Consider the following 24,721-nt stretch of genomic DNA (forward strand, 5'->3'; position numbering starts at 1 on the left):
TTAATAGTTTAGTAGGATAAAAGATAGAACTTTAGTAGTGGGAGTTTAGGAGTTAGTGACTATTTATTCCAAAAATTTGCTATGTTAGAATTATTTAGAAAACACTATAAATAAAAGGGGGAACCAGAAGTTGAAAAAGAAAAAGCTATTATCAATTCTATCAACTGGTGCATTAGCTCTATCACTTTTTGCTCCATTATCAGCTAATGACTCAAAAGCAGCAGCTGCTACAGCACCAAAATGGGATGTAGAACGTTACGGAGATCGAGTAGATATTGATGGTCAATTAAATCAATTATCTAACGATGCTTCATACCTAAAGCAGGCAGAGAAGAAAATGAAAGAACAGGCGGCACAAATAAATTTTGATGGTGAAGGTCAAGCAGCATCAGATAATTCGACTGCCTCTAGCACTTTTACATATGATGGTGGGACTAAGCTCTTTTTAAATAGGGAATTAGATTTTAAAGAATTTACACTTCGCAGTGTAGGGGAGAACGTTGAAATTTGGGTAGCTAATGACTTATCATTTCCTGATGAACGTCCTGCACACGTTGTAACACAGGAACAAGTTAATAAGCTCCGTGACGAATTCGACTCCAATATTTATCCTAAGGCTACAGAATTCTTTGGAACACCTGATTCTCTTGATGGCTCCCATTCTCCTTTACCAGGGATGGTTGGACTTCCTGAAGGATACTATGAAGGTAGCGACAAAGTTATCATGTTAGTAGATAACATTATTGATGAAGGTTACACAAACCCATCATATCCATTTTTTGTTGCTGGTTTCTTCTGGCAAACACTAGAAAACTATATTGATAGAAATATCATTACCATCGATACAAACAGCTGGGAGACTCGTTTAGAGTCTACATTCTTCGGAACAACCATTCATGAGTTACAGCATTTAATTCATGCTGACAATGATGGTGCTGAGGAAACCTGGTTAAATGAAGGTATGTCTACTTTCTCTGAATATCTTGGTGGTTATGGACATGATGACAGTTCTATTAACTTTTACTTAGACCATCCAGAAAATTCACTAGTGAATTGGGATGAGCACCAAGGTGCTAAAACTGGTCCAGAAACAATTGCTGACTATGGTCAAGTTTACCTATTCACGTTATATATGAATGACAAGTTTGGCCGTGAATTTATTCGTGACTTAGCATTGAATGAAAAACAAGGTATGAACAGTGTGGACGAAGTATTAAAAGCACATGGTTCTAGCCTAGGCTTTACACAACTTTACCAAAACTTTATCACTGCTTTAACATTAGATTCCGATCGAGTGGGTAATGGTGTATATAATTTTGATAGTATTGATCTACGTGATGTGGTTGTTAATCAAACAACAGGTGAAAAACGCGGAAAGACTGTTGATTTTGAAAAAGCAGTAACATTTGAAAAAGAAGGCATTCCAGCTTGGGGCGGCGATTTTAAAGAATTAGACTTCCAAGATAAAATTAGAAGTATTTCATTTGATGGTGTTGATTTCTTAGGAACTCCATGGGAATCTAAAGAGGATCCAAAGAATGCTTCAAATAAAGTATTATGGGGCGGACAGGGAGACGAAGCTGATAATGCAATCATATTTGAAGCAGACCTTTCTAGTGTAGATAATGCGACATTGAAGTTTGATAATCTCATTGATATTGAAGAGCAATGGGACTTCGGAATGGTCCAAGTTTCAACTGATGGCGGAGAAACGTGGAATAGCTTAGAGAATGAAAACACACGCAGTGATGTTGTTGAAGAAGGATATCCAAAAATTAAAGAAAACGTACCTGGTTTTACAGGAACATATGAAGATTGGCAGGAAGAAACCTTTGACTTGGGCAAATATGCTGGTCAAAAGGTATTAGTTGCATTCCGTTACTTAACTGACTGGGGTTCCAATGAAAGTGGCTGGTTTATTGATAATATTGAAATTCCTGAAATCGGATATACAAATGACGGTAGCTCAACAGAAGGCTTTAAGTCATTTCAAGAGTTAGCTGGCCAGTATGTTAATTACACTGTAACTTTTATCAACGAGAAAGAAGTTGGTAATAAAAAGGGTGCGAAAACAAACTACAAGGTCATTACAGTAGATCCATTCAATGTAACTGAAACTGAAGCATTAAACCTTAAACAGTTATTCAAAGATGGTAAGAACTATATGATTACATCATACGCAGCTCCTGCAAATGATAAAAATCCAGTAGACTTTACGTATGAGATCAATTTAAAAAAGGATTCACCGAAAAAGAATAAACAAAAGAAAAATAAGTAGCAGTTAAGGAGTTAACAAAAGACCGAATTATGACTACTCAAATGGTCATGATTCGGTCTTTTTGTTTTACAGTAAATAAAATCCAGAAAAAATGACTCCAGAGAATCTATCCCGGAGCCATCTATTATTACATATTAAAGTTACTTAAAGATTAATACCTTACCAACAGTACCATCAGCACTTTCGCCAACAACACGGAACTTTAATCCATACTTAGGTACATTACGTCCTGCGTCAACTAGTCCAGGATTAGAATAGTCTGCACTATCATCAAATAATGGGTTGCGTTGAGTAAAGTTATCCTTCATGGTAATTCCAAGAATATTTGCATAATCTAAGAACATTTTATCTGTTTTACTTAAGCCAAATGCTGCGTCATGTACTTGGTAGCGAGATGCTCCAACGGCTTTATCGCTCCAATAATTTGTATGTTGGTCAGCGTCAACAACCCCAAGGAAACCGTCTCCGGGATGAATTCCAGTCCAGTTGTTATCATACGACTCATCAACATACCAAACTACTAAACCTGGGTCAAAGCTCATTAAGCTATTACCGCGGCGGATATTAGCCAGACCTTCGTCAACACCATTATGGGATCTCCACTCTAATAAATAATAATGTTTCGATAAGAATTTACCTTTATCTTTTGAGAAGCCATCGAATGTAAAGGTAGTTGTACCTTCAGCATCGTCAGAAAGAACTGTAGTACTATCGGCTGTAATAGTAATATCGTCTACATATAAGCCGCGTTGAGCTACATATGGATCTGTCCAGTAGTTGAACTCTAATTTAATTTCTTTTCCTGCATATGCAGATAAATCGAAAGTAGCAGGTACCCAGCCATCAGATGTTCCAGTGATACCATGACCAGGATTTTGATCATTAGGGTTATCAGCAGTTGTAATGTTACCTTGAATCGCCTCACCATTAACTTTTACAGAAGCATAGTCCCAATCTTCCTCAATGTCATACCAAGCGTTGAATTTCAATTCAGCTTTAGAATCAGCAGGAAGGGTTATAGTTGTGACCATTGTATTTTCCATTTCATTGCCGCTACCGCTGTAGTATTCATATTGACCACTAGTAGGGGTGTTTACATTATTTTCCTTATTAGGCAGATTAATGCGAACAGCATCATTGTTCGTGCCCTTTGTTACAGCTTCATCAAGAAGGACATTTGTACCAGCCTTTGTAATGTCTGAAGCATTTAATGTTGTTCCACTTAACCAGTTGCCACCATGTAATTCCTGAAGCATTTGTCTAGAATATGGGCTTATTCCAGGAGGTTCTGTACCAGGAATAGCTCCAGCCCAGCTACCTGCTGACATCAATGACCAGAATTCAATAGCTTCACCTGCACCAGTGTACTGAGTGTCATATTCATCAGGGAGACCTAGGTCATGGCCGAATTCATGAGTGAATACTCCAGCAGCTCCGTCCTCAGGCTCAATTGTGTAATCCCAAGCACCTAAGATTCCTCCAAAACGGTCGCTATTAGATGTTCCGCCAGGTACGGCAATTGGTCCAGTTGAAAGTTTGGAACGGTGTGACCAAATGGCATCGCCGCCTAAGCTGCCTCCTCCTGCTTCTTCACCAACACCAGCATGGATAACCATTAAATGGTCAATAAGACCATCAGGTTCAGCATAAACACCATCACCATCATAATCGTCACGATCCCAAGCATCATACTCTGATAAATCCACATCTGGGTCTTGTCCAGCTTTTGTTAGTGCTTCATAAACTAGTTGACGTGCACGAATGTCACTATCGTCAGGACCAGGGTAATTTGCGCCATAATAATCGGCGTTATGGTCTGCAGTGTACCACCCTGCTATTTCACCTTCAACGGAGTAGCTGCCACCAGACTGCTGCTCATAGTATTGCTTCATTGAAATATATGTTTTTCCATCTGGACCTTTATAGCCATTTTCACCAAAAACCATATCTTGGAAATGTGATTTTGGATAATCCTCATACCACATATCGGTTTCTTCTTTAGTGATAGAGCCAGTCTTGTAATCCGGGAATTCTATTGCAAGAACTAAGACTTTATCAGTACGAACATCACCGTTATAGCCCTCTTTTTCAACTGAATCGACTGTGTTTTTCTTCGCTTGTCCTAATTTATTTCCCTTACCATTCTTAAGACCATTTGATACGGCTTTATCATCTTCTTTTATATTTGCAATCGCCTTCGGCAGCTTATCTTTTGTCTTTGTTGATTGGCTCTTTGCTTTTAAATAGACTTTTAATGCTTTTTCCGCTTCGGCAGGGCTAGCATTTTTCGCTAGTTTGCCTTCGCGCTTTAGCATTTCTATTAATCTCTCATCGTTTGCAAGTGCTAAATCTGCCGTTCCCCCAAATTTACCAACTTGACCATTTGCTTTAACATTGGCTGGTACTGCAGCAACATTGAACAATCCTAGTCCTAAGGATAGTGTTAGTGCTGAAGATAATACTTTTCTCTTCTTCATATAGAACCTCCCTTTTTTGTTTTTACACCTTTTGAGACGGTTACAACTATGTATGTATCCCTCCTTATTTAAAAAGAATCTACTAATCTCAAAATGGTTCGAGTCCCTAAGAATATAGTAGTGTAATATGATGATATATCCTTGTTGGAATATTGTAAATATTTAAATAACCATTTACAAAAATAGAAGAAATACTATCAAATACGACAACAGTATTCGTGGATAAGCGGGTCAATTTTACAAAAAATACAGGAAAGAACCTGAGCCCTTGGACCCAGGTTCTTTATAAAAACATTACTTTTTAGTACCTTCGTTAGTACTATAATAGAATTTAGCTGTGATAGAGCCATCAGCATTTTCTTTGATATCCGTTACATGAATTCCAGAGTCTGCTGGAGTAGAGCCGTTGCCCTTCCAGAAGTAGTAGGAACCGGTATGAACATTAGAAGAGTTTGGTGTGATCTTCGCTCCTGTCTTGAAGAAGTCACCAGCATCACCGCGGTTTAGGTTTCTTTCTAAGTCATATTTTCCGTCGGCTTGAAGAAGGGATAACCCATAATGGGTAACAACAGTGCCGTCACTTGCTGTTTCTGATTGATTATACTGGAAGCGTTTGTTCATCCAGTTTTCAACGTTGTTTGGACGGAAGCCGGCAGTTTGATATAAGTTAAGGATATTTTCATCGACATGCCATGCTAATAATCCGTGAGAGTCTTCGCCTTGACGAACTAACCCTTTATTAAAGCCACCCTGTTGAACGTTTTCAAATAAGAAATACTCAGTTCCATGAGAACCAGGAACCTCCATTTTTACGATTCCGTTTGAAGCATTAGCTTTATTAATAGCTGGTAATGTAATCTCTTTGACGCCATCAGCAGGTGATACATTAATAGGTTCACTCCAACCTAGGAAAACCTTGGAGAATGGATCAAAATGAGTAGGTGAGTTACCAGAGTAGGCATTATTGTCTGGATAACGCATCCATGAACCCCCAGCCATCATGGAGTAGTTTCCAACACCTTCAGACGTATAAACAGTGTCATAGAAATCCGGTAATCCTAAAGCGTGACCAAATTCATGAGCATATACCCCAGCTTGAGCAGGGTATGGACCTGTTTTCAGGTCTTCATTATATCCGCCAGTTGTTAGGTCAAAACCAGCAACGTTACCGCCAATAGCAGGTTGGATATTATAGTTGTCAATGACAACACCGTCATATGTCATATCTTCTTTAACGGTTTTATTAATCCAAGCACTTTGAGTCATTCCAGCGTGTACATCTGCCGGTTTACCAGTTTCATAGTATTTACCATAGTATAAGGCACTTAATAAACTCCATTTATGTGACCAGAATTGAGCTGGATCTTGGCTCCACTCCGCTCCTGTTCCCTCATGAACAACAAACACGTTTGGCACTTCGCCGTTTTCAGCATACTTTGAGAAGTCTACCTGCTCGTCAGCAGCTTTTAATAGATCTCGGACGAACTCACCTGTATGAGCATCTCCATTTACATTGCCTAAGACATATTTACCGTTTTCAGCATACTTGCCCTCTTGATCTAAATAATAAGAAGCTCCTTTAGGAAGTTCTACCCAAACAAACTCAGTATTTTCATTACGGACTAAATTAACTCTGCCATTACTAGATTCTTTATAAGCATTTTGCATGGTGCGGTCTGTTGGAGCCTTAACACCGTTATATTCAGCATATTGTTTGAATGCTTCTAATTCATATGGATTGTATTCTGTTCCAAAAATTAAATCCTCATAGTATTTTGCAGGGACTTGCCCTTTTAAGTCGCCAATTGGCTCATCGCCATCCTTATATTTTGCTAGTATTACGAGAACAGGCACATCTCCTGTAGCAGCTTTATATGCTACATGGTTGTCACCAGGCTCCTGGAATTTCGTTCCTATATTAGCCTTTTCTGCTGGGTCAACCTTGGATAAGTCGACTCCAAGCTCTTTTGCTTTTGCTGCTAGTTCTGGAGCAGCTCCAACGAATTCAGCTGGACTTATAGTGTATGTACTTTTTGTTGCGGATGGGGCTTCAGTAGGTTGAAAGCCTGTAGCCACAATGCTTCCAGCTAGTGCTAGAGTTAGACCGGTCTTTGATAGTACTTTTAACATGAGCGTCACTCCTAAAATTATTTGAGGATTAAAATATATCAGAATTGTTAAATAACTAGTAGAATCGAAGTACCTAATTTACTCATATATATTTAGTGTGACGAAATAACTAAATACTAAGGTTTGTGCCAATTATAATAGGAAAAAAGACTTAAGAAATAGATAGATGGATATACTGCTATTATGTTTCGGGAATTTTTATATGCTAATATTGAGAGAGTATTTGTAAAGAGAGGAAGGTCTCATAAATGACAGAAGCAGCTTCTATATTAAAAAAGTTAAACTTTAAGGATCAAGGGCAGCCGGTATTAGTGATCAATGCACCTAAGTCTTATGATGAGATAAAAGCTGCATTTGAAGGGGAGGTTCATCAGCAGGCAAGGCTTGCGATGTATGATTTTGTTCAGGTGTTTGGTACTAGTAATGAAGAACTTCAATCCAATGCCAAAAAAGCTGTTACCTATGTGACAGAAGATGGTCTTCTATGGCTCTGCTATCCTAAAAAATCATCAAAAGTCTATAAAGGCTCTGATTGCAGCCGAGACAGTGTTACAGCTATGCTTTCTGAAGAAGGCTATGAACCAGTTCGTCAAATTGCCATTGACGATGATTGGTCTGCATTAAGGTTTCGTAAGCCAGAAAAAATTAAAAAAATGGTTCGAGATTTTGCTGTTACGGATGAAGGAATTAAACGAACGAAGAAGGAATAGATCCCTGACTTTTTGTGGTCTATTTTTTTGTAAACAATATTCGTATACATGTTTACGGAAAGTGTACACTTGTTTACAAATCCGTATACATCGTGTTTACAAAAATGTATACTTGTTTACAAATACGTATACATGTTGATATAGAGCTATGTGTACAGGTTTGTCATCGTTGTATACAAAAAATGTATACAACGATGACGTATTGTTTACAATTTTACATTTTTATTTCTTTTTAAAATGGACATTGAAGAATCTATCAATCTCCTATAATCTTAAGATAGATACATATCTTCATTAACATCTAAAACAATAAAATAATAGAATGAAAGGATGACAATTTTGAATAATACTAGAATTGCCGCCGTTGATGTTGGAAATGATTCCATTAAAGCTATTTTTGGAGAAATGGAATATGAACTTAATATTCCTAATATTATTGCCAGGGATACTGAAGACCGCCCTGTAATTGGAATCGAAGAGTTAGATGAAAAAAATCCTCTTGATGGTATTCATATAAAGGTCCACTCCCCTGCTCTAAAGGATAACAATGCTATTTACCGTGTTGGTAATCTCGCAACAAAAAGTCCAAATGGAACTGAATTAGATCCTGGAAGCAGCAAGTCTGAAGAAGACCAAACTCTAGTTCTCCTTTTTACTACATTAGCATTGGACGCGGTGAAGGAAGGAAATAAAAATAATTTCCGCCAAAATAAAAATGTTATTGATGCAAACTACACACTTGGAACGGGTCTCCCTCTTCGTGAAGTGAAGGAAGGTAAGGATGCAGGCTACCGTTCGAAGTTAATCGGTTCTGTTCACCAAGTAGAGTTTCTTGTCACACCTAAATATCAAGGCTTAAAAGTAAACATTAAGTTTGATGAAATAAAGGTATATCCTGAAGGATTTGCTGCTTATATTAACTTGGTTATGGATAATAATTCCAAAATTATTAATAAAGACTTAATCGATAAGCGCATCTTGATTCAAGATATTGGCGGATTATCAACAGATATCGCTGTTATTAAGAATCGAAATGTAGATGATGATAAAGCACAAGGTTTTAATCTTGGGGTTTCGGAATCATTGGAGGCAATCCGTGAAGAAATTAGAAAAAAACATGGCGTTGAATTGGATAGCCGTCGTGATGTTGTTGAAATTATAACAAAGAAGAACGATCGCAACCATATCATGGTAAAAGGAAGCAGAACGAGTGTTCATGATATAACTGACCGAATTCTCCTAGATTTGGCGAAGAAGCAATATCGTTTATTGCGAAATGTATGGTCAAAGAACTCACAAACAGAAATCTGCTACTTTGTTGGCGGCGGAGCTACCGTATTAAAGGATTATCTTAAAACGTTAAATAATAATCTTGATGGCTTTAATATTGATTTCTTTGAAGATGAAAAAGAAAGTATTTGGATGATGGCAAATGCTTATTATAAGTTGATTCAAGATTTTGTTAGAAGATCTGAGCCAAAACAAAAGCCTGAACAGCCTAAAAAACCTGTTGCGAATTAATAAGGTGATGACATGAAGAAGGTTGGAGCAAATGAAATTCAGAGGGGACAAGCGATTTCCTTTCGTATCCCTTCTGACACACCTGACCATTTAGTTAAGCAGCTGCAAAAGCTAAAGGAAACAGAACGACGCAATTTTTCCAGCAGGATTGCGGAATTCGTAATGGAAGGTGTCAGCAGTGTTAATGCTAGAGAGCGCGAGATGATTACCGTCCCTCTGCCGAAAAAACTAACGAAGGCGCAGCGGGACTGGTTGAAACACGAGCATTCTGAAGCGTTATTAGGGAGTATTATCTATCAATTAATCTCTGATCCAGTCCGGTCTACCTCCCTGCTGGCCAGCTTAAACAGCAGGTCAACTGATATCGATGAGGCTTTGTATCTGCAGGAAGATATTGCTCCGGAAATACCTTCATTTGAGAATGAAAGCAGTGTAGTAGAGGAAATGGCTGCCACGATTGATCTTTCTGATATGAATGATGATTTAAATGAGTTCGATTGGGAGAAGGCAAAACCTGTGGAGACTGAGGAAGTAGTAGAGGAAGAGCCTGATTTAGACGACTTGCTGGGTGGATTTCTCGCAAGCATGAATAAGTAAGCAAGCTATAACCTATAGTGACGAAAAGATAAGCAGTTTTTTTCTTGCTTATCTTTTTTTGTTGATAAATACGCTCGGATTCCTATGATATAATTTCTTTATTATAAAAATATGACCTAATTAATATTGGAGTGGATTGGTTGAAGAAGCCTATTATTATAATTCTAGCTATGGTTTTACTGCTTTTTGCAGGTTGTTCAAATAGTGGAAATAGTGGATCAGAAAAACATATAGATACTACTAAAGATGAGCTGATTTTAGCTGTTGGTAATGAACCTGAAACTGGTTTTGATCCGGCATTAGGATGGGGGCAATATGGTTCGCCTCTTTTTCAAAGTACATTGTTGAAACGAGATCATGATTTAAATGTTACATATGATGCTGCAACAGGTTATGAGGTTAGCGATAATGGCAAGGTGTGGACTGTCAAACTTCGTGATGATGTGGTGTTTTCAGATGGTAAGCCATTACGTGCCGAGGATGTCCAATTTACCTATGAAACAGCTTTAACAAGTGATTCTGTTTTAGATTTGAATATTCTCGATAAGGTTGTAGTTAAGGACCCGGTGACAGTTGAATTTCACCTTTATGAAGCAAATTCTACCTTTCTCCATTCTTTATTGACACTAGGAATTATCCCAAAGCATTCATATGGTGATCAATATGCAGAAAATCCAATTGGATCAGGCCCTTACAAGCTTGTCCAATGGGATAAAGGACAACAGATTATTATTGAAAGCAACCCTAATTACTATGGGAAAAGGCCATTTTTTAAAAGAATAACCTTCTTATTTTTAAATGAAGATGCTGCCTTTGCGGCTGCAAAAGCCGGACAAGTAGATATGGCTTATATACCTGCTTCGTTTAGTAAAAATGAGGTGCCGGGTATGGTGCTTGAATCAATCCAGAGTGTAGATAATCGGGGAATAATGTTTCCTTATGTCTCTTCGGGAGAGAAAACAGATGACGGCCAAGAAATTGGGAATGATGTTACTGCAGATATAGCGATACGTAAAGCAATTAATGTTGCCATTGACCGTGATGCCCTTGTTGATGGGATATTAGAAGGCTATGGTACACCTGGCTATTCCGCTGCAGATGGTTTGCCATGGTTCAATGAAGAAACCAAGTTCGAAGATGGCGACGTAAACGCTGGGAAAGAAATCTTGGCTAAAGCAGATTGGAAAGACAAAAACGGGGATGGAGTCCTAGAAAAAGACGGATTAAAAGCAGCATTTACTCTTTTATATCCAGCCAGTGATGTTACGAGACAGTCATTAGCGATTGCCGTGGCTGATATGGTGAAACCGCTGGGAATTACTATAAATGTAGAAGGCAAAAGTTGGGATGAAATAGAAAACTTAATGCATTCAAATGCGGTGATGATGGGGTGGGGAAGTCATGACCCGATTGAGATTTACAATCTGTTTAGCTCTAAAATGGCAGGAATGGATTATTATAACTCAGGTTTTTATTCTAATCCTAAAGTAGATGAATACCTAGAGAAGGCACTGTTATCGAAAAATGAACAAGAAGCAATTGGATACTGGAAAAAGGCTCAATGGGATGGGGCAACTGGCTTTAGTTTAAAAGGAGACGCTCCTTGGGCATGGTTAGTAAATATTGATCACCTTTATTTAGTAAATGAAAACCTGAATATTGGGGAGCAGCGAATTCAACCTCACGGGCATGGATGGCCAATTACCGATAATCTTGTTGACTGGAAATGGGATGAGAAATAGATGATGAGTGTAAGACGAAGATGAGGATGATATTTTCATTTATAGGCAGAAAAGTAATCAGGCTCCTTTCTCTCCTGTTTGCTATTAGTGTTATTACCTTTATACTTATTAGCCACTCCCCTATTGATCCTATTCAAGCCTATATTGGGGCAGATATGATGCGAGTAGGGCCGGAGCAGCGAGAGAAAATCGCTGAGAACTGGGGGTTAGATGAGCCGCCGGCAGAACAATTTTTTCGGTGGGGTTCTTCTGTTTTACAGGGGGATCTTGGGACATCAATGATCTATCGACGTCCTGTCACTGAAATTATTTATGAGAAGTTCCTTCACTCTCTTGCGCTAATGATTATTGCCTGGCTATTATCAGGACTTATTGGGTTTATTTTAGGAATAGCAGCTGCAATGAAAAAGGATAAATGGGCAGACCGAATCATCAAATGGTACTGTTATACATTGGCCGCGACGCCGACATTTTGGATGGGTCTGCTATTATTAATGATTTTTGCCGTTTGGTTAGAATGGTTCCCAATAGGTATGGGAGTTCCAGCAGGTGTGTTAACTGAAAATGTAACGTTAGCTGACCTTATTTCACATATAGTCCTCCCTGCTCTTACACTCAGTATTGTGGGAGTAGCGAATGTGGCGCTGCATACGAGACAAAAGTTAATTGATGTCCTTTCAAGTGAGTATATTTTATTTGCAAGAGCAAGAGGAGAAAAGGGCTTTACACTTATTTGGAGACATGGAATTCGAAATATATCTCTGCCGGCAATAACCCTTCACTTTGCTGGATTTAGCGAGCTTTTTGGAGGAGCGGTGCTGGCTGAACAGGTTTTTTCATACCCGGGATTAGGACAGGCAACGGTTGAAGCAGGGCTGCGGGGCGATGTTCCGCTCCTTTTAGGCTTGGTTATCTTTAGTACACTATTTGTATTTGCCGGCAATTTACTAGCAGACCTTATCTCTTTTCTAGTAGATCCACGAATGAAGGAGAGAAGGCCGGTATGATTTCAATAAATAAAAGACAGAAAACGGTGGTGATATCAACCATTACCACCGTTATATTACTAGCTATACTAGTCATCGGTTTACTCATAAGTAATGATAGAATTGTAACAAATTTAGACTCTCGAAACCTTCCACCTTCCCTTAGCCATCCATTTGGAACGGATTGGCTGGGGCGGGATATGCTCATTCGGACACTCAAAGGGATGTCCATGAGTATAGGCGTTGGATTAATAGCCGCTGCGTCCTCCGTTATGATAGCCGTGAGTTTAGGAATCATGGCCGCAACGCTGGGACGCGTGGTTGATGGTATTATTTCCTGGTTGGTAGACCTTTTTTTAAGTGTCCCCCACCTAGTGATGCTTATCTTAATTTCCTTTGTTTTAGGCGGAGGAATGAAAGGTGTCGTGATTGGTTTAGCTCTCACCCATTGGCCAAGCTTAACAAGGGTAATTCGGGCAGAGGTCATGCAGCTTCAATGTGCTGAGTATGTTCAAACCTCGAGAAGACTGGGGAAATCACAGTGGTTTATTGCTGTAAAGCATACTCTCCCACATTTGGTACCACAGTTTTTAGTGGGCTTGTTTTTATTATTCCCGCATGCCATTCTGCATGAGGCTGCCATTACATTCTTAGGAATGGGTTTATCGCCGCATCAGCCTGCAATTGGAATTATTCTATCAGAATCCATGCGTTATTTATCAACCGGTATGTGGTGGCTGGCACTTTTCCCAGGATTATGCTTACTATTGGTTGTCCGTGCCTTTGATTTATTAGGAGAGGTTCTGCGGTCATTCGTTGACCCTTATCGGGCCAATGAATAAGTTGGAGGTTGGATATGTCTACACTTGAAATTCATGATTTATCGATATCCTTTACAAAGTACTCGAAAGGATTAAGACAAGAAACAACTCAAGTAATTCATAACTTAAATGTATCGATTAATAAGGGTGAAATTGTTGCGGTTGTGGGTTCAAGCGGGTCTGGTAAGAGCTTATTAGCCCACGCTATTCTAGGGATTTTACCAGGGAATGCATCGGTGAAGGGACGTATTGTATACGATGGTCAAGAGCTGACAGAGCAGCGTAAGGCAGAGCTGCGCGGGACTGAAATCGTGATTGTTCCGCAATCAGTCAAATTTTTAGATCCATTAATGAAAATTGGCTCACAAGTGCAAACTTCTGTTAGAAAAGGCAATGCTGCAGTTGCACAAAAGAAAATTTTTGAAAAATATAAATTGAAGCCTCTTGTTGAAAAATTATTTCCTTTTCAGTTATCAGGTGGTATGGCGAGACGCGTTCTCCTGTCGATGGCGGTTGTAAGTGAAGCGAATGTGGTTATAGCCGATGAACCAACACCAGGACTTGATGCTGACGTGATCAAAGAAGCTGAAATATCCTTCAGGGAGTTAGCGGATAATGGGAGTGCGGTCATGCTTATTACCCATGATATTGAATTTGCCTTAAAAACGGCGGATAAAATCGCTGTCTTTTATGCGGGAACAACCGTTGAGGTCGCGCCTGTTTCGGATTTCTCTGGCAAAGGTGAGAACCTAAGGCATCCTTATACAAAGGCATTATGGAGAGCACTTCCCCAAAATGAGTTTATTCCCATCAAAGGGTCTCAGCCGCTCGCAAATCATTTGCCGAAAGGTTGCCCGTTTGCCCCAAGGTGTGAAAATGCAACGTTAGATTGTTTAAAAGAAATGCCAGAAGAAAAAATGCTTCGAGGCGGAATGGTTAGGTGCCTCTATGCAACTTGAAGCTATAGATATCGGCTTTGGTTATAAGAAGAATTCCTGGATTTTCAGGCATGTTCATATGAGTGTTAGTAGAGGAGAAATCGTCGGTCTCGTCGGCCCCAGCGGTGCTGGAAAGACAACCCTTGGGAAAATTCTTTCGGGGTATGAGAAGCCATCAGAAGGGCTTGTAAGGCTGAATGGCTCACCATTGCCAAGCAAGGGCTATCATCCTGTCCAGCTTGTCTTCCAGCATCCTGAAAAGGCAGTAAATCCGAAATGGAGAATGAAGGAAATCCTCCATGAAGGCTGGAATCCTGATGATGAATTACTAGAAAGGCTGGGAATTGAAAAGGATTGGCTGCGCCGCTGGCCCAATGAGTTATCAGGCGGGGAATTGCAGCGCTTTTGTGTAGCTAGGGCACTCGGCCCTTCGACGCAGTTTCTAATTGCAGATGAGATGACAACGATGCTGGATTCTATTACTCAAGCACAAATATGGCAGGTGGTTCTTGATATGGCCCAAAAGCGTAATATGGGAATACTTGTTATAAGTCATGAAGCACACCTATTGAATCGGATTTGCAGTAGAATTATTGATATATCTCAAGTATAAAAATCTCTTGAAACGTAATTAGAGAGTTCTAAGGAGAAAACCATATGGAAAAATTGAAGAATTATCGTTTTCCAATTATTTTGTTGGTATCCATTTTGATAGGGGCAATTGTAGGTTTGACAATGAAGGAAGATGCAGTAGTCTTTCAGCCGATTGGTGATGTCTTTTTAAATCTATTATTCACAATTATTGTCCCGCTGATTTTCTTTACGATTTCATCATCGATTGCAAATATGAATGGAGCCAAACGATTAGGTAAAATTATCGGCTGGATGTTTGGGACGTTCTTATTTACAGGCCTTGTTGCTGCTATTTATATGTATTTTGTCGTAAAATTTGTGAACCCTGGTGAGGGTGTTAATTTAAAGCTGGTGAAACCGGAAGCTGCTGAGGGATTAAATCCAGTCGCACAAATTGTTAAAACCTTTACAGTGCCTGACTTTGTTGAGCTGTTCTCAAGAAGCAATATGTTAGCACTTATTGTGATTTCTATCTTGGTTGGGTTTGCGGCTCAATCAGTTGGAGAGAAGGGTAAGGCGTTTACGAGCTTTTTAAGCTCAGGTTCTGAGGTGATGATGAAGGTTGTTTCCTTAATCATGTACTTAGCACCAATAGGTCTAGGAGCTTATTTTGCAACATTGGTTGGGCAGTATGGGGCTATTTTATTAGGTTCATACATCAAGGCTGGAGTGACCTATTATGCTGCTTCCATTGTCTATTTCTTTTTAGCCTTTACGATTTATGCCTTTATGGCGGGCAAAGGGAAAGGGATTAGGGTGTTTTGGAGCAATATGCTGGCACCATCAATTACGGCGCTTGCTACCTGCTCTAGTGCTGCCTCCATTCCTGTTAATCTAGAAGCATCAAAAAGAATGGGAATTAAAGAAGACATACGTGATACAACGATTCCGTTAGGGGCGGCTTTACACAAGGATGGCTCTGTACTGGGCGGTGTGTTAAAGATCGTATTCTTGTTTGGTATCTTTGATATGAATCAAACAGGGATTGGCACCTTTTTCTTAATTATAAGTGTTTCTCTATTAGTTGGAGCGGTTATGGGAGCTATTCCAAGCGGCGGAATGATCGGAGAAATGTTGATTTTAAGTTTATTTGGATTCCCTCCTGAGGCACTTCCGATTATTGCGGCGATCTCTACGTTAATCGATCCGCCTGCAACGATGTTGAATGCCAGCGGCGACAATGTTGCCGGGATGATGGTATCAAGAATGGTAGAGGGCAAGAATTGGCTTAAAAAAATAGCATAAAATAAGGGTGCTCCATCTCGGAGCACCCTTATGTTTTTAGATAACACCCTGTGCGATCATTGCATCTGCTACTTTCACGAATCCAGCGATATTTGCACCAACAACAAGGTTGCCTGGATAGCCGTATTCCTGTGCTGCATCCATACTGTTACGATAGATATTAATCATAATCTGGTGCAATTTCGCATCCACTTCTTCAAATGTCCAAGAAAGTCTTTGGCTATTTTGAGCCATTTCAAGTGCAGATACGGCTACACCGCCAGCATTTGCTGCTTTACCAGGAGCAAATAAAATATCATTTTCTAAAAATACTTCAACTGCTTCAAGGGTAGATGGCATGTTCGCACCTTCTCCAACAGCTTTTACACCATTTGAAACGAGAACTTTTGCTGCGTTTTCGTCAATTTCGTTTTGAGTTGCACATGGCAGAGCAATATCACATGGAATCGACCAAATGCCCGAACAGCCTTCGTAATACTGAGCTTGTGGGTGCTCAAGAACATATTCACTGATTCTCTTACGTTCCACTTCTTTAATACGTTTAACAGTTTCAAGCTTAATGCCAGAAGGATCATAAACATATCCACTAGAATCACTGCAAGCGACAACCTTTGCGCCTAATTGAGTAGCTTTTTCAATCGCATAAATGGAAACATTTCCTGAGCCGGAAACGACAACGGTGCTTCCATCAAAGCTATAGCCTTTGTCAGCAAGCATTTCGTTTACAAAGTAAACAGTGCCGTAACCAGTAGCTTCTGTACGTCCTAAGCTGCCGCCATATCCAAGGCCTTTACCCGTTAACACACCAGCTTCATAGGCGCCGCGGATTTTCTTATATTGTCCAAACATATAACCGATTTCACGGGCACCTACACCGATATCTCCTGCTGGTACATCAACATCTGGTCCAATATGTCTGTAAAGCTCGCTCATAAAGCTTTGTGTAAAGCGCATAACTTCACCATCTGATTTTCCTTTCGGATCAAAATCAGATCCGCCTTTACCGCCGCCAATAGGCTGGCCAGTTAATGAATTCTTAAAAATTTGTTCAAAACCTAAGAATTTAATAATGCTGGCATTAACGGAAGGGTGGAAACGTAATCCACCTTTATAAGGTCCGATTGCACTGTTGAATTGAACACGGAAGCCGCGGTTTACTTGAACCTTTCCTTGATCATCAACCCAAGGAACACGGAAGTAAATAACTCTTTCTGGCTCTACGATTCTTTCAAGAATATTGTGCTCGATGTATTTAGGATGTTTCGCGAAAACAGGAATGAGTGAATCAAAGATTTCCTTAACTGCTTGGTGAAATTCGGACTCATAAGCATTTCTGCATACTACCTTATTAAACACTTCATCCACATATTGAAGTGCTGCTCCTTGTACATCATGTTTTAACTGTTCAATTGTTTTCATGCTATCCACCTCTTTAATAGGAATGATTATTTTTTTAAATAATTAGATTATTGATATCAGTTATTTTATAATTAAATAATAATCTTAACAATGCTAATAATAGATGAAATTCATCTCATGATGAGATGAATCGAGGTGAACCCTTTGGAATTACGACAAATTCAATACTTTATGGAAGTAGCCAAGCGTGAACATGTTACCGATGCGGCAATGGCTCTGCATGTAGCGCAATCGGCCGTAAGCCGGCAAATTTTTAATCTTGAAAAAGAACTCGGCGTTAATTTATTCATCCGCGAGGGACGGAATGTCAAACTGACCATGATCGGGCAGATGTTTCTAGAGCATATGGAACAAGCGATGAAAGTAATTGATGAAGCACAACGAGAAATTGAGGAATACTTAGATCCCTTGAAAGGGACGATTCGTATAGGTTTTCCCAGCAGCTTGGCTGCATATACGCTTCCTACTTCCATTTCTGCCTTTCGCGAACACTATCCTCAGGTGAAATTTCAACTTAAGCAAGGAACCTACAAAGAGTTGATTGAGGGCGTTATGAATGGTGATTTCGATATGGCATTAATCGGACCTGTTCCAAAGCATGAGAAGAAGGTGCAGGGGACAACATTATTTACCGATAATATTGTGGCGCTATTACCAACTAGTCATTCTTTAGCCAAACAGTCAGCGATTAAATTAAGCCAGCTGCGTGAAGAATCCTTTGTCATGTTTCCAAAGGATTACATATTACGAGAAATTATTGTTCAAGCCTGTGAGCAGCTAGGCTTCCAGCCAAAGGTATCTTTTGAGGGAGTAGATATTGATTCCATTAAAGGATTGGTTTCAGCAGGTCTGGGAATTACATTAATTCCAGAAATTACACTGGTGGATGGATATCCGCGCTCAACTGTTAAAATTCCTATTATTGAGCCTGAGGTAACCCGTACGGTTGGAGTGATTGTTTCCCGAGAACGTAAGATGCTCCCTACGGTCAGACTATTTTATGATTTCTTAAAAGACTTCTTTACCAGATTGGACCGCTATCAAATGTAAAAAGCCCAACTTTTCAGCTGGGCTTTATTTTATGCTTTTTGTTCAAAAAGTTTCGTAATTTCGATAACAGTGTTTGCAGATTTAATCATATTATCAACAGAGATAAATTCATACTTTCCATGGAAGTTCTCTCCGCCAGTGAAGATGTTTGGAGTGGGCAGCCCCATATAAGAAAGCTGTGAACCATCCGTACCGCCGCGGATTGGTTTAATCAGCGGTTTGATATCGAGGTTCTCCATCGCCTGCTGTGCAATGTCGACAATCTCCATAACCGGTTTGATTCTTTCACCCATATTGTAATATTGATCGTTCATTTCTAATTGGACGGTGTCTTTGCCGTATCTTTCATTTAACAATTCCACAATATCCTTAATCCTCTTTTTTCTTGCTTCAAAGATTTCTTTGTCATGGTCACGGATAATATAGGACAGCTTTGTTTGCTCGACATCTCCGTTGAAGGAGATTAAATGGTAAAAACCTTCATACCCTTCTGTATGTTCAGGTGCCTCCAGGGCTGGAAGCTGGCTATGTAGTTCCATGGCAATCTTCATTGAATTGACCATTTTATCTTTTGCTGAGCCTGGATGGATGTTAGTGCCTTTAACGGTAATTTTAGCAGCCGCAGCATTAAAGCTTTCGTATTCTAATTCTCCCAGCGGACCTCCATCCACAGTGTACGCGTATTTGGCATTGAAGGCCGCAACGTCAAACTTATGTGGTCCTCTGCCAATCTCTTCATCCGGTGTGAACGCAACGCGGACCTTACCGTGCTTAATTTCTGGATGTTGAATAAGATAGGACATCGCGGTCATGATTTCAGCAATTCCCGCTTTGTTGTCAGCACCTAGCAGGGTTGTGCCGTCTGTGGTAATAAGTGTGTGACCTTTATAGCTCGGCAGGCTTGGAAAATCCTTCGTAGACATCGTGACGCTTGGGTTCAGTGCGATATCAGACCCATTATAGTTTTCAATAATTTGCGGATTCACGTTCTTGCCTGTGAAATCGGTTGCAGTATCAACGTGAGCTAAGAAGCCAATCGTTGGCACATCCTTATCCGTATTAGATGGGAGGGTTGCCATCACATACCCATTTTCATCAATGGTTACCTCTTCCATCCCAATCGACTTTAACTCCTCCACCAGCATGTTCGCTAATGTCAGCTGCCCAGGTGTCGAAGGACAGTTTTCATTGCTCTCATTCGACTGCGTATCCACCTTTACATACGAAGTAAACCTCTCAATGATCTCATTCTTCATGTTTCCTACACGCCCCTTTCGTAATTACAAATTAATAATAGCATGTGAAGTGTGGCGGGCGGAAATTGGAAGTGGTTTTGGTTTTGCTTAAAATAGGTAATTTTGGGTTGGGGTACTGGCGGGTAAGGAGTGTTTACTCTCGGATGGCAGAAGATACTCTCGGATAAGGAGGGTATACTCTCGGATGGCGGAAAACACTCTCGGATAAGGAGGGTTTACTCTCGGATGGCGGAAAACACTCTCGGATAAGGAGGGTTTACTCTCGGATGGCAGAAAATACTCTCGGATAAGGAGGGTTTACTCTCGGATGGCGGAAAACACTCTCGGATAGGGAGATTTACTCTCGGATGGCGGGAAAACACTCTCGAATAGGGAGATTTACTCTCGGATGGCGGGAAAACACTCTCGGATAGGGAGATTTACTCTCAGATGGTGAAAAACACTCTCGGATAGGGAGATTTACTCTCGGATGACGGAAAACACTCTCGGATAGGGAGATTTACTCTCGGATGGCGGAAAACACTCTTGGATAGGGAGGTTTACTCTCGGATGGCGGAAAACACTCTCGGATAGGAAGATACCTATTTAAAGGGAAACCTTTTAAAGTCCATGGAATAGAACCTGTTTCGAAATGTACCTTTTGTTTGCAGAGGCAAGCTTTGTAAAATCCTTGTAGCTGTGTGAATATCCACCCCCAAAAACTCTCGACACTCCCGATTTGTTATCGTCCGCTTCACCACTAAAAACCACTCTACTAAAGCCCCGCGATGTGCCAGATGATTATTCACCTTACAAAATTTGCAATGCCAGGTTCTAGGTACTTTAATCATCCCAAGCTTCCCGCATGACGCACACCTCACTCCTGGTTGAATATCACCTATAGGAATTTGGTAAGATTCACAAACGGGTTTGGGAATATAGGTTTGATGACACTTCAATAATTCAGATGACAGCCAGTTAAAAGTAGAGGTATTCAGTCCCTTTCCCTGCTGAGGAAGTCCCTTGATAAACGGCGGGATTAAGTTCGGAAAGAGGATCTTGGTGTCGGCAGGTGGAATTTCGACATGCTGCTTGGGATAGGCTAAAACAATAGCACCATAAAGAGGTAAATCAATTTTGCGCTGTGACAACCAGGCTGACATAAGCTCCATATTCCGTTCTAATTGTACTACTGGACTCTCATAATACTTGATTTGTCCGTCCTCCCGCTTTTGAATAAGCTGTGGAGGGTTATCCCGGAATTCTAAACTGCCTGCAAGATTCTTGGTTTCTAAAACGACGCCGTAATGGGGTGTTTTTAATAAGTGGTCAATTTGAAAGTAAGTGTCTGATGAGAGTGATAAGTCGTGGAAAATGTTGTTTTTAAAAGGAAATGTGTATCGCTGCAGGACTTCTGCTACCTGCTGTTCACCACCAATGCCTGCCTCAATGATTGATTGCTTTGAAGCTAGTATCGAAACTGTTGGATGTGTAATGGGAAGCCTGCTTTGGGCGGCAATCAAGCCCTTTAGTGTTAGTGAGTCTGAACGTTCTTTCATTTTTCACCTCCACACGTATCCTAGCACATCCCCACCCTAAAATATATAAACTTCATAATTTTGTAAAAAATAAAACTTGTCTTATATTGACCACATCAGTCAACGGGAGTAAACTAGAATTGACTGATGTGGTCAACGCCTATGAAAGGAGGCAGCCTATATGTTTTCAAAGTTTTTAAGCCTGGATTTGGAGAAACAGGACCGCATTATTAACGCAGCGATCAAGGAATTTGCCCAAAAAGGGTATGACAGTGCCTCGACGAATGAAATTGTCAAAGAAGCTGGAATCTCGAAAGGGCTGCTTTTTCATTATTTCCAAAGTAAGAAACAGCTGTTTTTCTTCCTGTTTGACTATTGCTATAAGCTAGTTGCGGATGAGTTCTATAAAAAGGTCGATTTAACGGAACGAGATTTTTTTAAGAGAGTCCGACAAGCTGTACACATTAAAATGGACCTGCAATCGAAATATCCAGAAATCTTAACGTTTATCCAAGAGGCCTTTATGCAGGATTCCCCAGAGATTAAAGTAGAATTTGATAAAAAGAAACAGGAACTTAACGCTATTAATATTGGGATTATTTATGATGGAATCGATCTTTCGAAATTCAGGGAGGATGTTGATCCTCAAAAAATCTTAAAGATTATTTCATGGACGTTTGAAAAAATGAGTGACGAGGAGCTCCTCAAAGCGAAAATGATTCCTGGTCACAAGATTGATTACGATAAAGTCTTTCTAGAAGCTGAAGAGTATTTTGAGGTTTTTATTAAATGCTTTTATAAATAAGGGGGCTGTAACGATGAATGTGATTGAGATTAAGAATCTAACAAAGACCTACGGCAAAGCAAGAGGAATCAGTGATGTCAGCTTTAATGTCGAGGAAGGTGAGATTTTTGGCTTCATCGGTCCAAATGGTGCCGGGAAATCGACTACCATTCGGACACTCCTTTCACTCATTTACCCTACCAGCGGCAGTGCCACTATTTTTGGAAAGGACACTGTACAATTTGCCCCTGAAATCAAAAAGGAAATAGGCTATTTACCTTCCGAAGTATTTTACTATGACAATATGAAGGTTAAGGATCTATTGAACTACTCAGCTAGTTTTTATAAAAAAGACTGTAGTAAGAGAATAAAAGAGTTGGCTGAGATTATGGACTTAGACCTAAGCAAAAAAATTGATGACCTTTCACTGGGAAATAAAAAGAAGGTTGGAATCGTTCAGGGACTGCTGCATGAGCCAAAACTGATTATTCTCGATGAACCTACGAGCGGACTTGATCCGCTTATGCAGCAGAAGTTTTTTGAATTGCTGGAGGAGGAGAATCAAAAAGGTGCGACGATTCTATTTTCCTCTCATATTCTAACCGAGGTTCAACGTCTTTGTAATCGGGTTGCGATTATTAAAGAAGGCAAGATTGTTACCGTAGAAAAGATAAGCACATTGAAGGAAAACACCTATAAAAAGTTCAAAGTAGAAACAAAAGATACCATTGACCCCCATTACTTTAGCCTTCCAGGAGTGAATAAATTAGAGGCAAAAGAAAACCTCACAAGCTTTTTATTTAAAGGCAATATTAATGACGTTATGAGGAAACTTGCTGACATAGAAATTACAAATCTATGGATTGAAGAGCCAGACCTTGAGGAGATTTTCATGCATTATTATGAGAAGGAGGCGTAAAAACAATGAATATATTGTTGCATGAATTAAGGGCTTATCGAAAGTCTACAATTATTTGGACAGTATCATTGATTGCCATCACGGCACTTTTTATGTCATTTTATCCTTCTTTTGAAAAAGAGTCTGAGGGGTTTAGAAACATCCTGGAAGGCTACCCTGCTGCATTTCGGGATGCGCTTGGGATCAATCTTGATACATTCTTTTCTGTGTTAGGACTCTACTCGTATGGTTTAACGTATATCACGATGTGTGGAGCGATACAGGCGATGAATATTGGTGCTTCCATCGTCAGCAAAGAAACTCGGGAAAAAACGGCAGACTTTTTACTAACTAAGCCAGTTACTCGTACAACCATTTTAACCTCAAAACTGCTTGCAGCGTTAATCTCAATCCTAATTACCAATGGAATTTATTTAGCGGCTTCAACCTTGGTGATGAATCAGGTTAAGAGTGCGGATTTTAACAGCAAAATTTTCATCTTACTGTCCCTTACCTTGTTGTTGATTCAGCTGGTCTTTCTTGCGATTGGAATTATCATTTCTGTTTTGGTGCCTAAAATCAAATCTGTGTTAACGGTATCTCTCGGAACTGTTTTTGGCTTCTACTTTTTAGGAATCTTTAGTGCAGGTGATGAAGTGAAGCGATATATATCACCCTTCAAATATTTTGAGACTACTTATATTATGGAGAATTCCGGCTATGAAGCTTCATTTTTAATCGCAGGTGCAATCATTATTATCCTAGCGATTACTGCGAGTTATATGGTTTATATAAAAAAGGATATTCATTCTGTCTAGGAATGGAGGGATACTGTGATGAACTTATACGTTAAAGAGCTTAGGTCGCATTTTAAGTCGTTAGTGATATGGAGTGTCTGTATTTTTTTAATGGTGTTGTTAGGTATGATTGAATATGAGGGGTACTCATCGTCAGGGCAATCCATTAACGATGTGATGGGGGAAATGCCACAGGCGCTGCAGGCGGTTATGGGTATAAGTGATATGGATTTATCAAAAGCAAGCGGCTATTATGGACTTCTCTATCTTTACCTGTTATTAATGACCACTATCCATGCAGCCATGCTTGGAGCTGTCATGATTGCTAAGGAAGAGCGGGATAAAACGACGGAATTTTTATTCGTAAAGCCCATTTCAAGAACGAAGATCATTACAACGAAGTTACTAGCTGCTTTTACAAATATTGTGATTCTTAATATAGTTACCTTGGTTTCATCTATTACTCTTGTAGGAATGTACAGTGGTGATGAAGCTGTAAATGGGGACATTTTAATGACGATGGCCGGAATGTTCTTCTTACAGCTGATCTTTTTAGTTTTTGGCAGCGCCCTTGCGGCAGTTAAGAAGCAATCAAAGAGAGCCTCATCCCTTGCAGCAGGAGTTCTCCTGCTGACCTATCTGCTATCTGTGGCCATTGATTTAAATGACAGGATAGAAATGTTGAAATATCTGACCCCTTTTAAATACTTCGAGGCAAAAAATATAATGTTTGGCGGCGGGTTTGAGAACATCTTTGTGCTATTGTCAGTAGTTTTGATTGCAGGACTTACCGTAGTGACTTTTGTTTTTTATAAAAAAAGAGATTTGAATGTTGCTCTATAACCCGATTAATGGACACTTAATAAAAAGTGCCCCTTAATCGGGTTTTTTATGTTCCTAGAAAGAAAACCCGTTTATAATA

General features: G+C 39.8%; 20 protein-coding genes. 15 read left to right on the forward strand and 5 right to left on the reverse strand.

Going from position 1 to position 24,721, the window contains the following annotated elements; all coding sequences use genetic code 11:
• Nucleotides 1-130 precede the first annotated feature (130 nt).
• Entirely contained in the window at nt 131-2,278 is a 2,148-nt protein-coding gene (locus tag H0184_RS19845) for a choice-of-anchor J domain-containing protein (protein ID WP_221827769.1), read from the forward strand.
• A 140-nt stretch (nt 2,279-2,418) separates the two neighbouring features.
• Here the strand turns inward: H0184_RS19845 and H0184_RS19850 are convergent, their stop codons facing one another.
• Nucleotides 2,419-4,755, reverse strand: a complete 2,337-nt coding sequence (locus H0184_RS19850) for an immune inhibitor A domain-containing protein (protein WP_221827770.1) — start codon at nt 4,753-4,755, stop codon at nt 2,419-2,421.
• A 294-nt stretch (nt 4,756-5,049) separates the two neighbouring features.
• Nucleotides 5,050-6,885 (reverse strand): M6 family metalloprotease domain-containing protein, encoded by a 1,836-nt coding sequence (locus H0184_RS19855; protein WP_221827771.1) that lies wholly within the window; start codon nt 6,883-6,885, stop codon nt 5,050-5,052.
• A 248-nt stretch (nt 6,886-7,133) separates the two neighbouring features.
• Between H0184_RS19855 and H0184_RS19860 the strand changes: the two genes are divergently transcribed.
• The 9 genes from H0184_RS19860 to H0184_RS19900 all read left to right on the forward strand — a co-directional run bounded on the left by H0184_RS19860 (nt 7,134) and on the right by H0184_RS19900 (nt 16,078).
• Nucleotides 7,134-7,595 (forward strand): DUF3052 domain-containing protein, encoded by a 462-nt coding sequence (locus H0184_RS19860; RefSeq protein ID WP_221827772.1) that lies wholly within the window; start codon nt 7,134-7,136, stop codon nt 7,593-7,595.
• A gap of 339 nt (nt 7,596-7,934) precedes the next feature.
• The gene (locus H0184_RS19865) at nt 7,935-9,116 is read left to right on the forward strand and encodes a ParM/StbA family protein (RefSeq protein WP_221827773.1); all 1,182 of its coding nucleotides are present in this window, start codon (nt 7,935-7,937) and stop codon (nt 9,114-9,116) included.
• A gap of 12 nt (nt 9,117-9,128) precedes the next feature.
• The gene (locus H0184_RS19870; protein ID WP_221827774.1) at nt 9,129-9,713 is read left to right on the forward strand and encodes a hypothetical protein; all 585 of its coding nucleotides are present in this window, start codon (nt 9,129-9,131) and stop codon (nt 9,711-9,713) included.
• A gap of 170 nt (nt 9,714-9,883) precedes the next feature.
• Entirely contained in the window at nt 9,884-11,455 is a 1,572-nt protein-coding gene (locus H0184_RS19875) for an ABC transporter substrate-binding protein (RefSeq protein WP_221827789.1), read from the forward strand.
• Between the two features lie 20 nt (nt 11,456-11,475).
• A complete protein-coding gene (locus tag H0184_RS19880; RefSeq protein ID WP_221827775.1) occupies nt 11,476-12,462 on the forward strand; it encodes an ABC transporter permease in 987 nt (328 codons plus the stop codon).
• The gene (locus tag H0184_RS19885; RefSeq protein WP_221827776.1) at nt 12,459-13,283 is read left to right on the forward strand and encodes an ABC transporter permease; all 825 of its coding nucleotides are present in this window, start codon (nt 12,459-12,461) and stop codon (nt 13,281-13,283) included. The genes H0184_RS19880 and H0184_RS19885 overlap by 4 nt, the downstream gene beginning before the upstream one ends.
• Before the next feature lie 14 nt (nt 13,284-13,297).
• Nucleotides 13,298-14,221, forward strand: a complete 924-nt coding sequence (locus H0184_RS19890; RefSeq protein ID WP_221827777.1) for an ABC transporter ATP-binding protein — start codon at nt 13,298-13,300, stop codon at nt 14,219-14,221.
• Nucleotides 14,211-14,813 carry an ABC transporter ATP-binding protein gene (locus tag H0184_RS19895; protein WP_221827778.1) on the forward strand — a complete coding sequence of 201 codons (603 nt, stop codon included), beginning with the start codon at nt 14,211-14,213 and terminating at the stop codon, nt 14,811-14,813. Before H0184_RS19890 ends, H0184_RS19895 begins: the two co-directional genes overlap by 11 nt.
• Before the next feature lie 53 nt (nt 14,814-14,866).
• A complete protein-coding gene (locus tag H0184_RS19900) occupies nt 14,867-16,078 on the forward strand; it encodes a dicarboxylate/amino acid:cation symporter (RefSeq protein ID WP_221827790.1) in 1,212 nt (403 codons plus the stop codon).
• Between the two features lie 36 nt (nt 16,079-16,114).
• On the opposite strand, the gene gdhA is transcribed toward H0184_RS19900, so the two are convergent.
• A complete protein-coding gene (gdhA, locus tag H0184_RS19905; protein ID WP_221827779.1) occupies nt 16,115-17,497 on the reverse strand; it encodes an NADP-specific glutamate dehydrogenase in 1,383 nt (460 codons plus the stop codon).
• Between the two features lie 144 nt (nt 17,498-17,641).
• Between gdhA and H0184_RS19910 the strand changes: the two genes are divergently transcribed.
• Nucleotides 17,642-18,547: a LysR family transcriptional regulator gene (locus tag H0184_RS19910; protein WP_221827780.1), complete on the forward strand. Its 906-nt coding sequence runs from the start codon at nt 17,642-17,644 to the stop codon at nt 18,545-18,547.
• Between the two features lie 29 nt (nt 18,548-18,576).
• Here the strand turns inward: H0184_RS19910 and pepT are convergent, their stop codons facing one another.
• Complete coding sequence (gene pepT, locus H0184_RS19915; protein WP_221827781.1) at nt 18,577-19,803, reverse strand: peptidase T; 1,227 nt, start codon at nt 19,801-19,803, stop codon at nt 18,577-18,579.
• 581 nt (nt 19,804-20,384) lie between these two features.
• Nucleotides 20,385-21,341: a nuclease-related domain-containing protein gene (locus tag H0184_RS19920; protein ID WP_221827782.1), complete on the reverse strand. Its 957-nt coding sequence runs from the start codon at nt 21,339-21,341 to the stop codon at nt 20,385-20,387.
• A 160-nt stretch (nt 21,342-21,501) separates the two neighbouring features.
• On the opposite strand from H0184_RS19920, the gene H0184_RS19925 reads away from it, so the two are divergent.
• From H0184_RS19925 to H0184_RS19940, 4 genes are read left to right on the forward strand one after another with little or no spacing between them, the layout of a single operon-like run.
• Nucleotides 21,502-22,125, forward strand: coding sequence for a TetR/AcrR family transcriptional regulator (locus tag H0184_RS19925; RefSeq protein WP_221827783.1), 624 nt, complete (start codon nt 21,502-21,504; stop codon nt 22,123-22,125).
• Nucleotides 22,126-22,138: 13 nt separating this feature from the next.
• Nucleotides 22,139-23,023 (forward strand): ABC transporter ATP-binding protein, encoded by an 885-nt coding sequence (locus tag H0184_RS19930; RefSeq protein WP_221827784.1) that lies wholly within the window; start codon nt 22,139-22,141, stop codon nt 23,021-23,023.
• 5 nt (nt 23,024-23,028) lie between these two features.
• On the forward strand, nt 23,029-23,820 hold the full coding sequence (locus H0184_RS19935; protein WP_221827785.1) for an ABC transporter permease subunit: 792 nt from the start codon (nt 23,029-23,031) through the stop codon (nt 23,818-23,820).
• Nucleotides 23,821-23,838: 18 nt separating this feature from the next.
• A complete protein-coding gene (locus tag H0184_RS19940) occupies nt 23,839-24,642 on the forward strand; it encodes an ABC transporter permease subunit (RefSeq protein WP_221827786.1) in 804 nt (267 codons plus the stop codon).
• Nucleotides 24,643-24,721 lie beyond the last annotated feature (79 nt).

The organism is Neobacillus niacini (assembly GCF_019749295.1).
Lineage (GTDB): Bacteria > Bacillota > Bacilli > Bacillales > Cytobacillaceae > Neobacillus > Neobacillus niacini_D.

What these genes read in the sequence shown, in the direction of transcription:
- H0184_RS19850 (WP_221827770.1), bottom strand. Translation starts at nt 4,755, where the DNA reads ATGAAGAAGAGAAAAGTATTATCTTCAGCACTAACACTATCCTTAGGA.
- H0184_RS19855 (WP_221827771.1), bottom strand. Translation starts at nt 6,885, where the DNA reads ATGTTAAAAGTACTATCAAAGACCGGTCTAACTCTAGCACTAGCTGGA.
- H0184_RS19860 (WP_221827772.1), top strand. Translation starts at nt 7,134, where the DNA reads ATGACAGAAGCAGCTTCTATATTAAAAAAGTTAAACTTTAAGGATCAA.
- H0184_RS19870 (WP_221827774.1), top strand. Translation starts at nt 9,129, where the DNA reads ATGAAGAAGGTTGGAGCAAATGAAATTCAGAGGGGACAAGCGATTTCC.
- H0184_RS19875 (WP_221827789.1), top strand. Translation starts at nt 9,884, where the DNA reads ATGGTTTTACTGCTTTTTGCAGGTTGTTCAAATAGTGGAAATAGTGGA.
- H0184_RS19880 (WP_221827775.1), top strand. Translation starts at nt 11,476, where the DNA reads ATGAGGATGATATTTTCATTTATAGGCAGAAAAGTAATCAGGCTCCTT.
- H0184_RS19885 (WP_221827776.1), top strand. Translation starts at nt 12,459, where the DNA reads ATGATTTCAATAAATAAAAGACAGAAAACGGTGGTGATATCAACCATT.
- H0184_RS19890 (WP_221827777.1), top strand. Translation starts at nt 13,298, where the DNA reads ATGTCTACACTTGAAATTCATGATTTATCGATATCCTTTACAAAGTAC.
- H0184_RS19895 (WP_221827778.1), top strand. Translation starts at nt 14,211, where the DNA reads ATGCAACTTGAAGCTATAGATATCGGCTTTGGTTATAAGAAGAATTCC.
- gdhA (WP_221827779.1), bottom strand. Translation starts at nt 17,497, where the DNA reads ATGAAAACAATTGAACAGTTAAAACATGATGTACAAGGAGCAGCACTT.
- pepT (WP_221827781.1), bottom strand. Translation starts at nt 19,803, where the DNA reads ATGAAGAATGAGATCATTGAGAGGTTTACTTCGTATGTAAAGGTGGAT.
- H0184_RS19920 (WP_221827782.1), bottom strand. Translation starts at nt 21,341, where the DNA reads ATGAAAGAACGTTCAGACTCACTAACACTAAAGGGCTTGATTGCCGCC.
- H0184_RS19925 (WP_221827783.1), top strand. Translation starts at nt 21,502, where the DNA reads ATGTTTTCAAAGTTTTTAAGCCTGGATTTGGAGAAACAGGACCGCATT.
- H0184_RS19930 (WP_221827784.1), top strand. Translation starts at nt 22,139, where the DNA reads ATGAATGTGATTGAGATTAAGAATCTAACAAAGACCTACGGCAAAGCA.
- H0184_RS19935 (WP_221827785.1), top strand. Translation starts at nt 23,029, where the DNA reads ATGAATATATTGTTGCATGAATTAAGGGCTTATCGAAAGTCTACAATT.
- H0184_RS19940 (WP_221827786.1), top strand. Translation starts at nt 23,839, where the DNA reads ATGAACTTATACGTTAAAGAGCTTAGGTCGCATTTTAAGTCGTTAGTG.